Below are 16,508 nucleotides of genomic sequence, written 5' to 3' on the forward strand. Positions count from 1 at the left end.
CGGAGCACTTCCCATGAGCAACACGCCTGAAACCCACTACCAGGAAACCCTCTACGAAGGCTACGGCCAGCGCTTTCGCATGGACAAGCTGCTGCACGAAGTGCGTACCGGGCACCAGCATCTGGTGATTTTCGAAAACGCCCGCATGGGGCGGGTCATGGCCCTGGACGGTGTCATCCAGACCACCGAAGCTGATGAATTCATCTACCACGAAATGCTCACCCATGTGCCGATCTTCGCCCATGGCAGCGCCAAGCGCGTGCTGATCATTGGCGGTGGCGACGGCGGCATGCTGCGTGAAGTGGCCAAGCACCGTGGCGTCGAGCACATCACCATGGTCGAGATCGACGCCACCGTGGTCGACATGTGCAAGCAGTTCCTGCCGGAGCACTCCAAGGGCGCGTTCGATGACGCACGGCTGAATCTGGTGATCGACGACGGCATGCGTTTTGTCGCCACCACCGAGGAAAAGTTCGACGTCATCATCTCTGACTCCACCGACCCGATCGGTCCCGGCGAAGTGCTGTTCTCCGAAAACTTCTACCAGGCCTGCCGACGCTGCCTGAACGAAGGCGGCATCCTGGTGACCCAGAATGGCACCCCGTTCATGCAGTTGTCCGAAGTGCAGACCACCGCGGGGCGCCTGCGCAGCCTGTTCCCGGACTGGCATTTCTACCAGGCCGCGGTACCGACCTACATCGGCGGTGCCATGACCTTCGCTTGGGGCGCAACGGATACCGCATCTCGCAAGTTGTCGCTGGAAACCCTGCGCCAGCGTTTTGCCGGTAGCGGTATTGTCACTCGTTACTACAACCCCGAGATCCATATCGGCTCGTTTGCCTTGCCGCAATACGTGTTGCAGGCGGTGAACAAACCGAGCAACGATTGATACGGCGGTAACCTGTTCGCTGGTGATGACCGTCAACCCGGCCATCGCCAGCCGGCGTCAACCTGCAATGTTCATATCCTGCCCAGTAGCAACAGGACCAACAGGACGATCAGGACTGTCCCGATGATGCCCGATGGCCCATAACCCCAGCTTCTGGAGTGTGGGAATACTGGCAGGCCGCCGACCAGCAGCAGGATCAGGATGACGATCAGAATAAGGCTCATGGTGCTTTCCTTGTTGTGCTTTTCGAGGTGCTGTCGCGTACGTTCAGCTGTTGAATAACAGGCTGCTCAATAAGTCCGACTTGTGCGCCGGGGAGAAAATTCAGTTTTTTCCCGATCAATCGCGACCCCTTCGCCTTATTGTTCCAGTGATCGACCGTTCGCTCCTTGAGGGTGTCGAACAATGAACCTGCGCCTTCCCCTACGATCCCCTCGGTCGCCACTTTGCCTGGAGCATTCAGCAATTTGATGGTGCATGGGCCTTTGAGTGTCCTTCGCTACACTGCCGCTCATCGTCCTCAGAACCCACAAGGCATCTGCTATGCACAATCGCATCATGATCACTGGCGCCGGCTCCGGTCTTGGCCGCGAAATCGCACTGCGCTGGGCCCGCGAAGGCTGGCGTCTGGCTCTGTCGGATGTCAGCGAGCCTGGCCTGCTGGAAACCCTGCGGCTGGTGCGTGAAGCCGGCGGCGACGGCTTCACCCAGCGTTGCGACGTGCGTGACTACAGCCAACTGACCGCTTTCGCCCAGGCCTGCGAGGTCAAGTTCGGCGGCATCGATGTGATCGTCAATAACGCGGGGGTCGCCTCGGGCGGGTTCTTCAGCGAACTGTCCCTGGAAGACTGGGACTGGCAGATCGCGATCAACCTGATGGGGGTGGTCAAGGGCTGCAAGGCGTTCCTGCCGCTGCTGGAGCAGAGCAAGGGCAAGATCATCAATATTGCCTCCATGGCGGCCCTGATGCAGGGGCCGGCCATGAGCAACTACAACGTGGCCAAGGCCGGTGTGGTGGCGTTATCGGAAAGCCTGTTGATTGAATTGGCGCAGCAGGAAGTCGGCGTGCATGTGGTCTGCCCGTCATTTTTCCAGACCAATCTGCTGGACTCTTTCCGCGGGCCTACGCCGGCGATGAAAGCCCAGGTCGGCAAGCTGCTGGAAAGCTCGCCGATCAGCGCCAGTGATATCGCCGATTACATCTACACCCAGGTCGGCCTGGGCGAATTCATGATTCTGCCCCACGAACAGGGGCGCATGGCCTGGGCCCTCAAGCAGAAAAATCCGCAGTTGCTCTATGACGAAATGACGGTGATGGCCGACAAGATGCGGGCCAAGGCCAAACAAGTCCCGCATTGAGCTTGCTCGCCCATCGACGGCTGGTTAGGGTTGCCAGCAATGTGCAATCCTGACGAGTGTCGAGCGTGATCAATTATCTGTGGTTCTTTCTCGCGGCCCTGTTTGAAATTGCCGGCTGCTATGCCTTCTGGTTGTGGCTGCGGCTGGGCAAGAGCGCCTGGTGGGTCGCCCCGGCGCTGTTGAGCCTGACGCTGTTCGCGCTGCTGTTGACCAAGGTCGAGGCAACCTACGCCGGTCGGGCCTACGCGGCCTACGGCGGTATCTATATCATTGCCTCCATTGCCTGGTTGGGTCTGATCGAACGTATTCGTCCGTTGGGCTCTGACTGGCTGGGTGCCGCGCTCTGCGTCCTCGGCGCGAGCATCATCCTGCTGGGACCGCGTTTTTCACAATCCTGAGTCTGATGCTCGTCGGTAAAATCTCCCGCTGTGTCGAGTAAGCAATCTGATTCTGTAGGGCGAATCGACCCTGTCGGTCAGGGCCGGCTGATTTGCTGCGCGTGCATTGAAGGCGGTCGGCGGGCCGGGCAGTCTTTGGCGCTCATTAACCCTTGAGGATTGAGTGCCATGCTTGTACTGAGCCGCGTCGTGGGCGAGATGATTTCCATCGGCGATAACATCACCGTGCGAATTCTCGCTATCAACGGCAATCACGTTCGTTTTGGTGTCGAGGCACCGAAGAACGTCAACGTGCACCGAGCGGAAATCTATCGGCGGATCCTGACCAAGTTGGCCGAGCCGGAGCCCGCTGGCGACACCGTTCTCTGAGTATCACTCGAAGAACTCTTTCGGTACCGCGTGCTTGGGCAGCAGTTGGCATTGCTCGCTTTCGATATCGAAGAAGATCACCGCCTGGCCCTTGCTCAGTGCCTGGCGCACACGCAGCACGCGGGTTTCCTGGGGCGTGTCATCACCGTTGTCGGTACCGTCGCGGCTGACGAAGTCTTCGATCAGGCGGGTGAGGGTGTCGGGTTCAAGTTGCTCGTAGGGAATCAGCATGGAATCGTCTCTGGCGGCTATGGGGCCTGATGCTACTGCGCCACGGCGTGTCGGGCTACCTAATGACATGTCTGGCGCGCATTTCAGCGGGTTCTGACAGACACCGGTAGCGCAGAAGGTGTTCCCTTGCGGGTGCGCTGCCAAGGGCAGATCACCCGAATCAGGAACGAGTGAATGAATCATCTCGTAGTAAATCACCTCAGGCCGGCGTTGCGCCCGGCCCTTGCCAATATCCGTGGTGCCGTCGCGCTCCGCGTTGCGCGACGGAGGTGTTATCCGGCTATTCGAAGGGTTTGAATATTTGATTTAACTTGATGATAAGTAATGAATTTTTTTGAATTTTAAAACCTTGGCAGGCTGATACCCTCGATGGACATGGACGATTTAAAAGGATGTTTGCAATGTCAGCCATTACCCATCTTGCGCCTGCCGCCCTGAACGAACACAGCGCCAACGAAGACGTGATCAACAGCAATGCACCGCCCTGGTTGTTGACCGCCCGCGCCGAAGATATTGCCCGCCTGCGCGAACACCTGCGGCGCAGTCTTTTTCTCAAGGAGGAGCTGTCCGAGTGGCTCAAGGATCTGCAAACCGTCCGGGGGTTTTGCGAGCCTGTGCTGGAGCGCGCACTGCGAGATCGATTCGGTCCGGGCCTGGATATCCATCGGGATCAACTGAAAATTGCCAATCGCTGGCCCACACTGCCACCGCCGATCGGCTCCACTCACTTCTTCCCGATGACCTATACCAGCCGCAGTTTGCTGGAAGCGGCGTTGCAGAACTTCGAACCCGATGAACGCTTCCCCCCTCTATCCCATGTAAGCCTGAACTGCAATCCGAAACCCTTGCCAACGATCAGCCTGAGCGCCTTTGTCGAGCTGGTGCGCGAGCTCGATCTGGGAAGGCGCTACCAGCAGCACCTGTGCCAGGTTTTTCATCTTCCGGAAGGTGAGGGGGAGGAGGCGGATAACAATGAGTTTCGTCTCGAATCCGCCATCGTGCAGCAAAAGAAAGCCGATATGTTGGTGGATGCCTACATCGCCTACATGAAAAAAGACATCGATGGCATGACTCATAAACAGGTCTGCAAATGGATCGAGTTGAATGTCGACGTCGCCCCGGATGGCTCTAGGATGATGGCCTACGAGGTGCGCATACTGGGTGTCACCTTGTCAGGCATGTGTCTGTTTACCCTGGCGAATTTGCCATCACCCGAGCAGAACAGTGTGAAAAACCGGGTGCTGGTGCATATTCCCAACGATCCACTGACGCGATTCAAGCTCTACGCCTCGCTCGAGGCGTTTCAGGCTGAATTGTGCCGCCGTCTTTGGCAGCCTGCTTATGAGGCGTTTTTCTGCACGTTTGTCAGCCAGCGCGACTTGCCGGGTTTCCTCGCGCGGTTGCGCAAGAGCCTGACCCTTGAGACCCACGATGCCGCTGGCAAGGTCACGAAGTCCCTGAACCCGGAGGCCGACCTACAGTTGACGTCGCAACTGCTGAGTGGCGAGTTGTTTTCTCATCTCTACCGGCAGCAGATCCTCAGGTTGCAGGAGGACGCACGGATCGTGGCGGTCCCAACCGAGGATATTGACCAGGAAGCCCGCCAGGCCAGGTATCTGTCGCACTTGGGGCTGGGCATGACCCTGCTGAACCTGGCCGCTTTCGCCAACCCCTGGCTCGGTTTGCTGATGATGGGGGTAGCGGTGGGGCAACTGCTGGCGGAAACCTATGAGGGTTATGAGGATTGGCGGCGCGGTGAGCGTGACGAGGCCATCACGCACCTGATGTCGGTGGCCGAGGATATCGCGACGATGGTTGCCCTGGGTGTGGCCATGCACTGGGGGAGCAAGGCCATCAAGGGCTTTTTCCAACGGCGCTCGGACTTTTTCGAGGACCTGCTGCCGGTCAGGTCGAGCGACGGTCGCTACCGGCTGTGGCAGGCTGACCTGCACGCCTATCGCCATGATGTCCCCGCGCTTGCGGACAGGACGCTGGACCTGGAGGGTTTCTATCAGGGTGACGAGGCGGGCGACGGACATCGCTACCTGGATATCGCCGGCGAGCCTTATCGGGCCTATCGGGATGAGTCGGTCGGTGCCTGGCGCCTGCGGCATCCGCTCCGGGCATCGGCCTATGAGCCTTTGCTCGAGCACAACGGCGCGGGGGCCTGGAGGCTGGTTCACGAATGGCCCTTGCAATGGCACGATCCGGTTTACCTGTTTCGTCGCCTGGGGCCTGACGTCCGTTTTTTGAGCGATGAGATGATCGAGCAGATCCTGTCGATTCAGCGACTCGACGAACCGCTGTTGCGTCGGATACATATGACTGATGCAACGATTCCGGCCCCGCTGTCCGACTCGATTCAGCGTTTCAGTCTGGACAACGAGTTGAACTGGCTGCTCGCGCCTGCCGATGCCCCCGCGGCGGCCGAGGCACGCCTGCTTGACCTGAAGTTGCAGATTCTGCCGAGCCTCAAGGGCTGGCCCCAGGATCGCACGCTCATGTTGCTGGACGGGGCGGGCAAACCGTTGCGCGAATACGGAGTGGACCTGGCGGCACAGCCTCAGAAGTTGATTGTGCAGGCCCAGGACATCGAGACAGATGGATTGGCGGTGGTCTTGAACAAACTGACCATCCAGGATCGCGGGACACTGCTCGGTCCCGGGGCAGACACCGAACAGGCGCCGGCGCTGTTGGAGAATGTGCTGCGCAGCCATGTGCGGGAGCATCACGCCAAGGTGTTCCAGCGCCTCTACAGGTTGTGCTGCATGACCGATAGCGGTCTGCCACAGAGCTTGCGGCGTGGTTTTCCCGATTTACCGGACGGGGTCTTGCGTGAAGTCCTGGGGCAGATGGACGATGTGCTGGTAGAGCGCCTGGGCTCTCGCGATCGCCTGCCCTTGCAGTTGATTGAAGAGATGGGCGAGAGCCTGCGTGAAGTTCGCGTCAACCAGGCGCTGGAAGGCGGTTTTCTCAACAATCCGGACAGTCTGGATACCGTCAGGTTGCAGTTGTCCATGCTGAAAACGATGGGCGGCTGGCCGAAAGATGTACGCTGGGAGATTCGTCGGGATCGTTTTGATGGCCCGCTGTTGATCGAGATGGGCGATTTTGATTTTTCCCGGCGCCGGGTCCTGGTCAGGACCACCTGGGGTTATCAGGCCTTTGACGGCACGGGACTGAGTCTGGGACCGAAGGCAAAGGGCCCCTATGCCCTGAGCGCGGCCTTGCTGAGCGGCCTGCGGTTGATTGAACGGGAGGCAATGGCGGTCAAGCTGGGCGAGGCCGATTTGCTGCACAAACTGCTGATGTCCAAGTTGCTGGAGCGTCCCCGTGTCGAGCTCGAAGAGACACTCGGGCTCCCCGCCCGCAAGTCCGAATACCGCTCGCGGGTATGGCGCAACAACGATGTTCCCGGTTGCCTGCGCGTCAGGCGCGGCGGTGTCTATGGGTCGCGACGCGGCTTGCGGCGGTTGAGCCGACTGTATCCCGACCTCTGTGAGCCGGAGGCGCGCAACCTCTATATTGCCCTTGGCGACGATCCCCTGCAGGTCAGGAACCGGCTTGAGGGGCTTGAGGAAGAGCTCCGCCAACTGCGTTCGACGCTCAGTGGTTGGCGAGGGGGGGAGGCGAGTATCCACCGGCGGCATGCCTGGCTGGGAGGCATGGACGAAAGCCGTGAACAGGCGTCCTCGATCATCGAGCGTTGCTGGCGCTGGCAAACCCCCCGGACCTATGACGAGAATGGCGTGGTTATCGGTCGCAGCCTGAGTCTGGCGGGGTTGCGTGTCGACAGCTTGCCGGGCTTGCCCTTCGGCATCAGCTTTGATCATGTCACCGAGCTGTCGTTGAAGAACATGGGGGTGGAGCGTATTCCCGAAGACTTTCTCGAGCATTTTTCCAATCTGCGCGTCCTCGAGTTGAACAACAATCAGCTTGAGTTCTTGCCGAACGCCATTGCGGACATGAGCGAGCTGAGGGAGCTGCACGCACAGGACAACCGGATCACGCTGACCCGGGGCTCGGTCAATGCGCTGTCGAGCTTGCACAATCTTGAGGTGTTGAACCTGAACGGCAACTTCGATATCAGCTTGCTGGATGTTGGCCAGATGCCGCACCTGCGCCGTTTGCATTTGCGCGGGACGGGAATCGACGCCCTGCCCTCGGGGTTGTTGACGCGGGTTCGACTGTACGAAGCGGATCTGCGCGACAATCGGATCCAGAGTCTGTCGAGTGCGGTTTTCACGGCGCCTTCGCCGATCAATCGGCGGATCATTCTGCGTAACAACCCCTTTACCGTTGACCATCAGAATCTGCTGGCCGCTTATCGGGCACGAACCGGCATCACCTTCGGCATTCCGGAGACGGAGCTGGCGTTGGATGAGTACAGCGCGCGCCAGCGTTGGCTGGCTGATATCGAGGAAGGGGAGCGTCGTGACGCCTTGCGCAATCTCTGGCAGGACTTGCGGCAAGAGGCGGGTTCCGAGGAGTTCTTCGTGTTGCTCGGGCGATTGGGCGGCAGCGCGGAGTATCAGAAGGTTCGCGCGGATCTGACGCGGCGGGTCTGGGAGGTGCTGGCGGAAGCGGCCGAGAACGGCGCATTGCGCAACGAACTGTTCGACCTGGCGGCTGACCCGCTGACCTGCGTCGATAGCGCCGCGCGGAATTTCAGCCATCTGGAGGTCCGGGTGTTGCTGGCCCGGGCCCTGGCGAGCAAGAGCAGTGAACCGACGGAATTGTTGAAGTTGGCGTGCGGTCTCTTTCGTCTGGAACGTATCGATGATATAGCCCGGAATCATGTCCTGGCACTGCACGAGAGCCCCGAACTGCCCTCATCGAGCAAGGTCGATGAGCTCGAAGTGAACCTGGCCTATCGGGTCGGTCTGGGGCGTTCGCTGTATTTACCCGGGCAGCCGAAGGAAATGTTCTTCAGATCCATCGCCAATGTCTCCGAGGAGCAGATCCTGGCGGCCCGCAGTAGCATCCGCCAGGCCGAGCGCACACCGGCCCTGAGGAGCTTCATTGCTTCGCGCGATTTCTGGATCGACTACCTGAAAAAGAGGTACCCGCGTGACTTTACCCGCTTCAATAAACCCTACCATGACCAGGAAGAGCTGTTGCTGACCCAGTCTCCGGAAATGCTCAGCGCCAGCTATGCGCGGCGTTTGTCGACGTTGATGGAAACCCGCATCGCCGAGGAGCAAAGTTTTCTTGAAGCGCTGACCCAGCACGAGTTGGATGAGCACCCCGCGCCGTTCTGAGTCGGCGTCGGGGCGTGGTCTCAGGTACCGGCCCGAGGCTTGCCCTGGCCGCGGATCAGGCTGCGCAAGGCGAAGCGATTCGGATGGCAGGCCTCGGCAACGCTACGTGGCAACGGCAACGGCTCGTTCTCCAGCCAGGCGGCGAGCAATTCGCCGGAGAGTGGCGCGCTGATCAGGCCGCGCGAGCCGTGGCCGCTGTTGATATACAGGCCCTCGAGCCAGGGGCAGGGAACCGGCGGTATCTGCCGGGCATCCCGGGCGAGGATGCCGTAGGCTTCGGCGAAAGGCTCCGGGTCCGCCAGTGGTCCGACGATCGGCAGATAGTCCGCGCTGGTGCAGCGAAAGGCCGCCCGGCCTTGCAGGTGCTCCGGGGGCAGTTGCGCGACGTTCAGGCGGATGGCCAGGTCGGGCGAGATGTCCTGTAGCAATGCCAGGTTACCGATGTGTTCCGCCGTGGTGGGGGTCAGGTCCTCGCTCTTGAAATCGAAGCTGGCCCCAAGGGTATGTTCAGCGAGACGTGCCGGCGCGACATAACCTTCGGCGCAGACCACGGTGTTCAAGGCGGCGCTGCCGGCGGTTTGCGCCAGCCGGGTGATCTGCCCACGAATGCGCTTGAGCGGCAACGCGGCGCTGGCGGCGAAGCGTTTCACTTCGGCGGCCCCGGCGAGGACCACCACCGGGGCACTGCCCAGCAGCGTCTCGGCGTCCCAGGCCTGCCACTGGCCATCGACCTTGCGCAGTTCGACAGCGTCGCCATGGAGGCGCACTTCAATGTTCGGGTGACTGGCCTGCCAATGGCACAACGCCGGCGGATGGACCCAACCGCCTTCTGGAAAGAACAGTCCGCCGTGCTCCAGGGCCACCCCCGCGCGGGCCTCGGATTGGGCTTGATCGAGGACTTGCAGCAACTCGGGACTGAAGACGGCGGCCAATTGCGCCTGGCGTTCGGCTTCTTTCTCGTCGAAGGCCAATTGCAGAACCCCGCAGTCGTCCCAGTCCAGACCCTTGTGCAACTGTTCGAGCAAGCGCCGGGTATGCCCGAAACCGCTGAGGATCAATTGTGACAGTGCGGTGCCATGGGCCGACAGCTTGAGGTAGAGGACGCCTTGCGGGTTGCCCGAGGCTTCCCGGGCCAGGGCATCGTGGCGCTCCAGCAGGCAGACCTTCCAGCCACGAATGGCCAGGCTCGCGGCACTGGCACACCCGGCCAGGCCGCCGCCGATCACCAGGGCCCGCCGCTCGCCGCCGGATGGCTGTGGGCGGGCGAACCACGGCTTGGCCAGCGGCGGTGCTGTCGTGTCCTCGGGCCAGCCGATGAATTCGCCGCGGAGGATTTCCCACTTGTGGCCGATACCGGGGGTGCGGCGCATCTTGAAGCCGGCGGCATTCAATGAGCGCCGTACCCAGCCGGTGCTGGTGAAGGTGCTCAGGGTCGCACCGGGCGCCGCCAACCGCGCCAGTTCAGCGAACAGCCCGGGTGTCCACATCTCGGGGTTCTTGGCCGGGGCGAAACCATCGAGGAACCAGGCGTCGATCCGGGCGTCCAGTTGCGGCAGCTGTTCCAGGGCATCGCCGACCAGCAGGGTCAGGGTCACCCGGCCATTGTCCAGCAGCAGTCGCTGGAAGCCCTGGTGAATGGCAACATACTGGCCGAGCAATTGTGCGCTGAAGCCAGCCAGTTCGGGCCAGAGGGTAAGGGCGCGTTGCAGGTCGGCGCGGCTCAGCGGGTATTTTTCCACGCTGACAAAATGCAGCCGTGCATCCGGCACCGCGCAGGCCTCGAACAACTGCCAGGCGCAGAGGAAATTCAGCCCGGTACCGAAGCCGGTTTCACCGATCACCAACCGTTCGTTCGGCCCCAAGGCGGCAAAGCGCTCTTTCAGGCCGTTCTGTTCAAGGAACACATAGCGGGTTTCGTCCAGGCCCGACTGGTCGGAGAAATATACGTCGTCAAATACCCGCGAGTGCGGGCGACCTTGGTCATCCCAGTCGATCTGGGCGTGGCTGGGAGAGGGGGGCGATACGCGGGTCATGGGGCAGCTCGACGGCAACAAGGCGGCTATTCTAGCCCATTGCCGGACGCCGGATTGATCCACGGCAAGGCCTGCGGATTTCCCGCCACACAGCGCGCTCCGATCCGTTAGTCTTGCTCCATCTTGGAAGGGAGTCGCCCATGTTTGAATCCGCCGAAATCGGTCACGCCATCGACAAAGAAACCTACGACGCCGAAGTCCCGGCCCTGCGCGAAGCCTTGCTGGAGGCGCAGTTCGAACTCCAGCAGCAAAAGCGCTTTCCGGTCATTGTGCTGATCAATGGCATCGAAGGGGCGGGCAAGGGCGAGACGGTCAAGCTACTCAACGAGTGGATGGACCCGCGTCTGATCGAGGTCCGTACTTTCGATCAGCAAACCGATGAAGAACTGGCCCGGCCGCCGGCCTGGCGCTACTGGCGGCAATTGCCGGCCAAGGGCCGCATGGGTGTGTTCTTCGGCAACTGGTACAGCCAGATGTTGCAGGGGCGGGTGCATGGGCACTTCAAGGATGCCGTGCTCGACCAGGCGATCAGCGGGGCCGAGCGCCTGGAGAGGATGCTCTGCGACGAGGGTGCGCTGATCTTCAAGTTCTGGTTCCACCTGTCCAAGAAGCAGATGAAGGCCCGCCTCAAATCGCTGCAGGATGACCCGCTGCACAGCTGGCGCATCAGCCCGCTGGACTGGCAGCAATCGGAGACTTACGACCAGTTCGTGCATTTCGGCGAGCGGGTGCTGCGCCGCACCAGCCATGATTATGCGCCCTGGCATGTGATTGAAGGCGTCGATCCCCGCTACCGCAGCCTGACCGCGGGCAAGATCCTGCTCGAAGGCTTGCAGACGGCGCTCAAGACCCGGGACGCCAAGCCGCGTCCGACCAATGCCGCGCCCCTGCTCAAAGGGGTGGACGATCTGAGCCTGTTGGACAGCCTGGACCTGAGCCAGCACCTGGAGAAAGAGGATTATGAAGAGCAACTGATTACCGAACAGGCGCGGCTGGCTGGTTTGTTGCGCGACAAACGCATGCGTCGGCACGCGCTGGTGGCGGTGTTCGAAGGCAATGACGCGGCGGGCAAGGGCGGGGCCATCCGGCGGGTGGCGGCGGCGCTTGACCCACGGCAATACCGCATCATTCCCATCGCCGCGCCGACCGAGGACGAACGCGCCCAGCCTTACCTCTGGCGCTTCTGGCGGCAGCTACCGATGCGCGGCAAATTCACCGTGTTCGACCGCTCCTGGTATGGCCGTGTGCTGGTGGAGCGGATCGAAGGGTTCTGCAGCCAGGCCGACTGGATGCGCGCCTACAGTGAAATCAACGATTTCGAGGAGCAGCTGAGCGAAGCCGGGGTGATCGTGGTGAAGTTCTGGCTGGCTATCGACAAGCAGACCCAACTGGAGCGCTTCCAGGAGCGCGAGGATATTCCGTTCAAGCGCTTCAAGATCACCGAAGACGATTGGCGCAACCGTGAGAAGTGGGACCTGTACCGCGATGCCATCGGCGATATGGTCGACCGTACCAGCACCGAAGTGGCGCCCTGGACGTTGGTGGAAGCCAATGACAAACGCTGGGCCCGGGTCAAGGTGCTGCGCACGCTCAACCTGGCCATCGAGGGGGCGTTCGCCAGGACTGACAAGAAGCGTAAGTTGAAGTAGGACGATGGCCGCGCATACGCCGGATGAATGATTGTCGCGGTCGGGAATCGGGTGGGCTTATGCTCGCTCGATCCTTCAAACCGACAACAACAATCAATGAGGTGGGCCATGCGTGAAGTGGTGATCGTCGACAGCGTGCGGACAGGCCTGGCCAAGTCCTTTCGCGGCAAATTCAACCAGACCCGGCCGGACGACATGGCGGCCCATTGCGTCAATGCCTTGCTCAGCCGCAACGGTATCGACCCGGCCAGTGTCGAGGATTGCATCGTCGGCGCCGGCTCCAACGAGGGGGCCCAAGGCTACAATATCGGGCGTAACGTCGCGGTGTTGTCGAAGCTGGGCACCGGCACCGCCGGCATGACCCTCAATCGTTTCTGCTCGTCGGGCTTGCAGGCGATTGCCATTGCCGCCAACCAGATCGCCTCCGGTTGCAGCGAAATCATTGTTGCCGGCGGGGTCGAGTCCATCAGCCTGACGATGAAAAGCGTCAACACCGACAACCTGATCAACCCGCTGCTCAAGGAGCAGGTGCCGGGAATCTATTTCCCCATGGGCCAGACCGCCGAGATCGTCGCCCGCCGCTACGGTGTCAGTCGCGAGCAGCAGGACCTTTACGCGTTGCAAAGCCAGCAGCGCACCGCCGCCGCCCAGGCCGCGGGGCTGTTCGATGATGAAATCGTGCCCATGGCCGTGACCTACGCGGTCGAAGACAAGGCCAGCGGGCAGATCCAGCGCCTGGAGGGGGTGGTCGAGCGTGATGACTGCAATCGTCCGGACACCACGCTGGACAGCCTGGCCGGTTTGAAACCGGTGTTTGCCGAAGACGGTTCGGTGACCGCGGGCAACTCGTCGCAACTCTCCGACGGCGCTTCGATGACCCTGGTGATGAGCCTGGAAAAAGCCCTGGAACTGGGGCTTGCGCCCAAGGCCTTGTTCCGCGGTTTTGCCGTGGCCGGTTGCGAGCCGGACGAGATGGGGATCGGCCCGGTGTTCTCGGTGCCACGGCTGCTCAAGGCCAAGGGCCTGAGTGTGGCGGACATCGATCTGTGGGAGTTGAACGAGGCGTTCGCCTCGCAGTGCCTGTACAGCCGTGATCGCCTGGGCATCGACAACGACAAGTACAATGTCAACGGCGGTTCGATTTCCATCGGCCATCCGTTCGGCATGACCGGCTCGCGCCAGGTCGGGCACCTGGTGCGCGAACTGCAACGACGCAAGCTGCGCTATGGCATCGTCACCATGTGCGTAGGCGGTGGCATGGGCGCGACGGGGCTGTTCGAAGTGCTGCGCTGAGCCTGGGCCAGGTCCTGTTGCTACAGGGCCTGGCTGGCCCTGATGGCATTGGCCAGTTGCATGCGTCTTACATACAATTGGGTTTCGCGCTCGGCATCGGTGCGAGTAAAGAACGGCCCTTCCAAGGTGTTTTCCCGAGTACTGAAGAAAAACAGGCCATTGATGGCCGTAACCCGATTGCTGCGAAAGTGCGTGGCCTCGGTGTTGTCTTGTGCGCGTTTGCCGAACATGGCGAAATCTCGCTGGTGAACGTAGCTGTCAGAAATACAGCATAAAACTTATGAGGATAGCGTGCCTGATCGTCCGATCAATGGTCTTAGCCAGTTTATTGACGACGCTTCTGGCATGTTCAAGGTCGCATCGGGCTGTGTTCCCCGGCTGTGTTGCTGATCCTGCAAGGCCTAGAATGGCGACTTCCCCCCATACGTCCATAGGGTTCTTCATGCACATTTCATCCGGTCGCTGGGGTTATGGCCTGTTCCTGGCGCTGCTGACCTCCGTGCTCTGGGGCATCCTGCCGATCAAGCTCAAGCAGGTACTGCTGGTGATGGATCCGGTGACCGTGACCTGGTACCGGTTGATCGTGTCGGGGGGCTGTCTTTTCGTGTATCTGGCGGCCACCCGGCGTTTGCCCAGCCGTCACGTCCTTGGGCCGCGAGGCGGCTGGCTGGTGCTGATGGCGGTACTCGGCCTGGTGGGCAACTATGTGTTTTACCTGATGGGTTTGAACCGGCTCAGTCCCGGTACCGCGCAGTTGGTGGTGCAGATGGGGCCGATCTTCCTGTTGATTGCCAGCCTGTTCGTATTCAAGGAGCGCTTCAGCCTGGGGCAGGGGATCGGCTTGCTGGTGCTGTTGTTCGGCTTCGGCCTGTTTTTCAACCAGCGCCTGGCTGAGTTGCTGACGTCCCTGGGGACTTATACCGCCGGGGTGCTGCTGGTGTTGCTGGCGTCCACGATCTGGACCTTCTACGCCTTGAGCCAGAAGCAACTGCTCACGGTGTGGAATTCATTGCAGGTGATGATGGTCATCTACCTGTTTTGCGCCCTGTTGCTCACCCCTTGGGTACACCCGGCCGAAGTCCTGCAACTGAGTTCGTTGCAGGCCTGGCTGTTGCTCGGTTGCTGCCTCAATACCCTGGTGGCTTATGGCGCCTTTGCCGAAGCCCTGGCACATTGGGAAGCTTCGCGGGTCAGCGCGACCCTGGCGATCACGCCCCTGGTGACCTTTGCCGCGGTGGCCCTGGCCGCCTGGCTGTGGCCCGGCTTCGTGCAGCCCGAAGACATCAATGGCCTGGGTTATGGCGGCGCGTTGCTGGTGGTGCTGGGCTCGGCGCTGGTGGCCTTGGGGCCTTCGCTGATGGCCGGGCTCAAGGCTCGGCGCGTGCGTTTGACGGTGAATCCATAGTGAACACCTTTGCAGGAGTTCCCCTGAACCAGTGGGAGCAGAGCTTGCTCGCGAAGGGGCCCTTGAGGCCGCCAAAAGCTTCGCGAGCAAGCTCTGCTCCCATAAGGGCGAATTAACGCTCGGCGTCAGCCGTTCTTGCCGGACTCAAGCATGTTTTCCGGCCGCACCCAGGCGTCGAACTCCTCATCGGTCAGATAACCGAGCGCCAATGCCGCCTCACGCAAGGTGAGATTTTCGCCGTAGGCCTTCTTGGCGATCTGCGCCGACTTGTCGTAGCCGATATGCGGATTCAACGCCGTCACCAGCATCAGGCCTCGCTCCAGGTGCGCAGCCATCTGCACCGGGTCGGGTTCCAGCCCGGCAATGCAGTGCTGCTGGAAGTTGCGACAGCCATCGCCGAGCAGTTGGATCGACTGCAGCAGGTTGTGGATGATCACCGGTTTGAAGACATTCAACTGCAAGTGCCCTTGGCTGGCGGCAAAGCCGATCGTCACGTCATTGCCCATGACCTGGCAGGCCAGCATCGACAGCGCCTCGCACTGGGTCGGGTTGACCTTGCCGGGCATGATCGAACTGCCCGGTTCGTTGGCCGGCAACTTGACCTCGGCCAATCCGGCACGTGGTCCTGAGCCCAGCAGGCGCAGGTCGTTGGCGATTTTCATCAGGGCCACGGCGAGGGTTTTCAACGCACCGGAGAGGGTGGTCAGGGGTTCATGGCCGGCCAGGGCGGCGAATTTGTTCGGCGCGCTGATGAACGGCAAGCCGGACAGCGCCGCCAGTTCGGCGGCGACCGCCTCGGCAAAGCCATGCGGCGCATTCAGCCCGGTGCCGACGGCGGTACCGCCCTGGGCCAGCTCGCAAACCGCCGGCAATGCCGAGCGAATCGCCCGCTCGGCGTAGTTCAGTTGGGCGATATAGGCCGAGACCTCCTGGCCGAAGGTGATCGGCGTGGCGTCCATCATATGGGTGCGTCCGGTCTTCACCAGCTTCATGTGCCGTGCCGCCAGTTCCGCCAGTCCGCCGGACAACTCGGCAATCGCCGGCAGCAACTGCAGGTACACCGCCTGGACGGCGGCGATGTGCATGGCGGTGGGGAAACAATCGTTGGAGCTCTGGGAGCGGTTGACGTGATCGTTGGGGTGTACCGGCAACTTGCCGCCACGACCCTTGCCGGCCAGCTCGTTGGCGCGCCCGGCAATCACTTCGTTGGCATTCATGTTGCTCTGGGTACCGCTGCCGGTCTGCCAGACCGCCAGGGGGAACTGGTCGTCATGCTTGCCGGCGAGCACTTCGTCGGCGGCCTGCTCGATCAGCCGGGCGATATCGGCGGGCAGGTCGCCATTGCGGTTGTTGACCCGCGCCGCGGCTTTCTTGATCAGTGCCAGGGCGTGCATGACCGCCAGGGGCATTTTTTCCGTGCCGATGGCGAAGTTGACCAGCGAACGCTGGGTCTGGGCGCCCCAGTAGGCCTCTTCGGCCACGTTCACCTGGCCAAGGCTGTCGGTTTCGATGCGACTCATTCGGTTTCACTCCTGATGGCGGGTTAGCGCAGTTTAGGCCCTGATCGATCGCTTGGGTTCCCTTCCAGGTTTTACTCTCTTCGCGACCGTTGGGCGCCCGC

General features: G+C 61.4%; 14 protein-coding genes. 8 read left to right on the forward strand and 6 right to left on the reverse strand.

The features are described from left to right. Window positions 1-13: 13 nt before the first annotated feature. Window positions 14-889: a polyamine aminopropyltransferase gene (gene speE / locus M5B96_RS24600; RefSeq protein WP_248799584.1), complete on the forward strand. Its 876-nt coding sequence runs from the start codon at window positions 14-16 to the stop codon at window positions 887-889. Window positions 890-960: 71 nt separating this feature from the next. On the opposite strand, the gene M5B96_RS24605 is transcribed toward speE, so the two are convergent. Together M5B96_RS24605 and M5B96_RS24610 are read right to left on the reverse strand one after the other, a co-directional pair. Then, window positions 961-1,113, reverse strand: a complete 153-nt coding sequence (locus tag M5B96_RS24605; protein ID WP_248799585.1) for a DUF3309 family protein — start codon at window positions 1,111-1,113, stop codon at window positions 961-963. Beyond that, window positions 1,110-1,295: a hypothetical protein gene (locus tag M5B96_RS24610; RefSeq protein ID WP_248799586.1), complete on the reverse strand. Its 186-nt coding sequence runs from the start codon at window positions 1,293-1,295 to the stop codon at window positions 1,110-1,112. The genes M5B96_RS24605 and M5B96_RS24610 overlap by 4 nt, the downstream gene beginning before the upstream one ends. 137 nt (window positions 1,296-1,432) lie before the next feature. On the opposite strand from M5B96_RS24610, the gene M5B96_RS24615 reads away from it, so the two are divergent. From M5B96_RS24615 to csrA, 3 genes are all read left to right on the forward strand, one after another. Then, window positions 1,433-2,248 (forward strand): SDR family oxidoreductase, encoded by an 816-nt coding sequence (locus tag M5B96_RS24615; RefSeq protein ID WP_248799587.1) that lies wholly within the window; start codon window positions 1,433-1,435, stop codon window positions 2,246-2,248. Window positions 2,249-2,313: 65 nt separating this feature from the next. Beyond that, complete coding sequence (locus tag M5B96_RS24620) at window positions 2,314-2,646, forward strand: YnfA family protein (RefSeq protein ID WP_248799588.1); 333 nt, start codon at window positions 2,314-2,316, stop codon at window positions 2,644-2,646. 168 nt (window positions 2,647-2,814) lie between these two features. Next, window positions 2,815-3,015, forward strand: coding sequence for a carbon storage regulator CsrA (gene csrA, locus M5B96_RS24625; RefSeq protein WP_248799589.1), 201 nt, complete (start codon window positions 2,815-2,817; stop codon window positions 3,013-3,015). A gap of 3 nt (window positions 3,016-3,018) precedes the next feature. Here csrA and M5B96_RS24630 read toward each other — a convergent pair whose 3' ends face one another. Continuing rightward, the gene (locus M5B96_RS24630) at window positions 3,019-3,246 is read right to left on the reverse strand and encodes a YheU family protein (protein WP_248799590.1); all 228 of its coding nucleotides are present in this window, start codon (window positions 3,244-3,246) and stop codon (window positions 3,019-3,021) included. 401 nt (window positions 3,247-3,647) lie between these two features. Between M5B96_RS24630 and M5B96_RS24635 the strand changes: the two genes are divergently transcribed. Continuing rightward, window positions 3,648-8,507, forward strand: coding sequence for an NEL-type E3 ubiquitin ligase domain-containing protein (locus M5B96_RS24635; RefSeq protein ID WP_248799591.1), 4,860 nt, complete (start codon window positions 3,648-3,650; stop codon window positions 8,505-8,507). 20 nt (window positions 8,508-8,527) lie between these two features. Here the strand turns inward: M5B96_RS24635 and mnmC are convergent, their stop codons facing one another. Then, entirely contained in the window at window positions 8,528-10,540 is a 2,013-nt protein-coding gene (gene mnmC, locus M5B96_RS24640; RefSeq protein ID WP_248799592.1) for a bifunctional tRNA (5-methylaminomethyl-2-thiouridine)(34)-methyltransferase MnmD/FAD-dependent 5-carboxymethylaminomethyl-2-thiouridine(34) oxidoreductase MnmC, read from the reverse strand. 140 nt (window positions 10,541-10,680) lie between these two features. Between mnmC and pap the strand changes: the two genes are divergently transcribed. Then, window positions 10,681-12,189 carry a polyphosphate:AMP phosphotransferase gene (gene pap, locus M5B96_RS24645; RefSeq protein ID WP_248799593.1) on the forward strand — a complete coding sequence of 503 codons (1,509 nt, stop codon included), beginning with the start codon at window positions 10,681-10,683 and terminating at the stop codon, window positions 12,187-12,189. A 108-nt stretch (window positions 12,190-12,297) separates the two neighbouring features. Continuing rightward, window positions 12,298-13,482, forward strand: coding sequence for a thiolase family protein (locus M5B96_RS24650; protein WP_248799594.1), 1,185 nt, complete (start codon window positions 12,298-12,300; stop codon window positions 13,480-13,482). 20 nt (window positions 13,483-13,502) lie between these two features. On the opposite strand, the gene M5B96_RS24655 is transcribed toward M5B96_RS24650, so the two are convergent. Further along, window positions 13,503-13,712: a DUF6316 family protein gene (locus M5B96_RS24655; protein WP_248799595.1), complete on the reverse strand. Its 210-nt coding sequence runs from the start codon at window positions 13,710-13,712 to the stop codon at window positions 13,503-13,505. 212 nt (window positions 13,713-13,924) lie between these two features. Between M5B96_RS24655 and M5B96_RS24660 the strand changes: the two genes are divergently transcribed. Next, window positions 13,925-14,887 (forward strand): DMT family transporter, encoded by a 963-nt coding sequence (locus M5B96_RS24660; protein WP_248799596.1) that lies wholly within the window; start codon window positions 13,925-13,927, stop codon window positions 14,885-14,887. A 125-nt stretch (window positions 14,888-15,012) separates the two neighbouring features. On the opposite strand, the gene M5B96_RS24665 is transcribed toward M5B96_RS24660, so the two are convergent. After that, window positions 15,013-16,407 (reverse strand): class II fumarate hydratase, encoded by a 1,395-nt coding sequence (locus M5B96_RS24665; protein WP_248799597.1) that lies wholly within the window; start codon window positions 16,405-16,407, stop codon window positions 15,013-15,015. Window positions 16,408-16,508 lie beyond the last annotated feature (101 nt).

Origin of the sequence: Pseudomonas sp. MWU13-2105 (genome assembly GCF_023242315.1) — a bacterium.
GTDB lineage: Bacteria > Pseudomonadota > Gammaproteobacteria > Pseudomonadales > Pseudomonadaceae > Aquipseudomonas.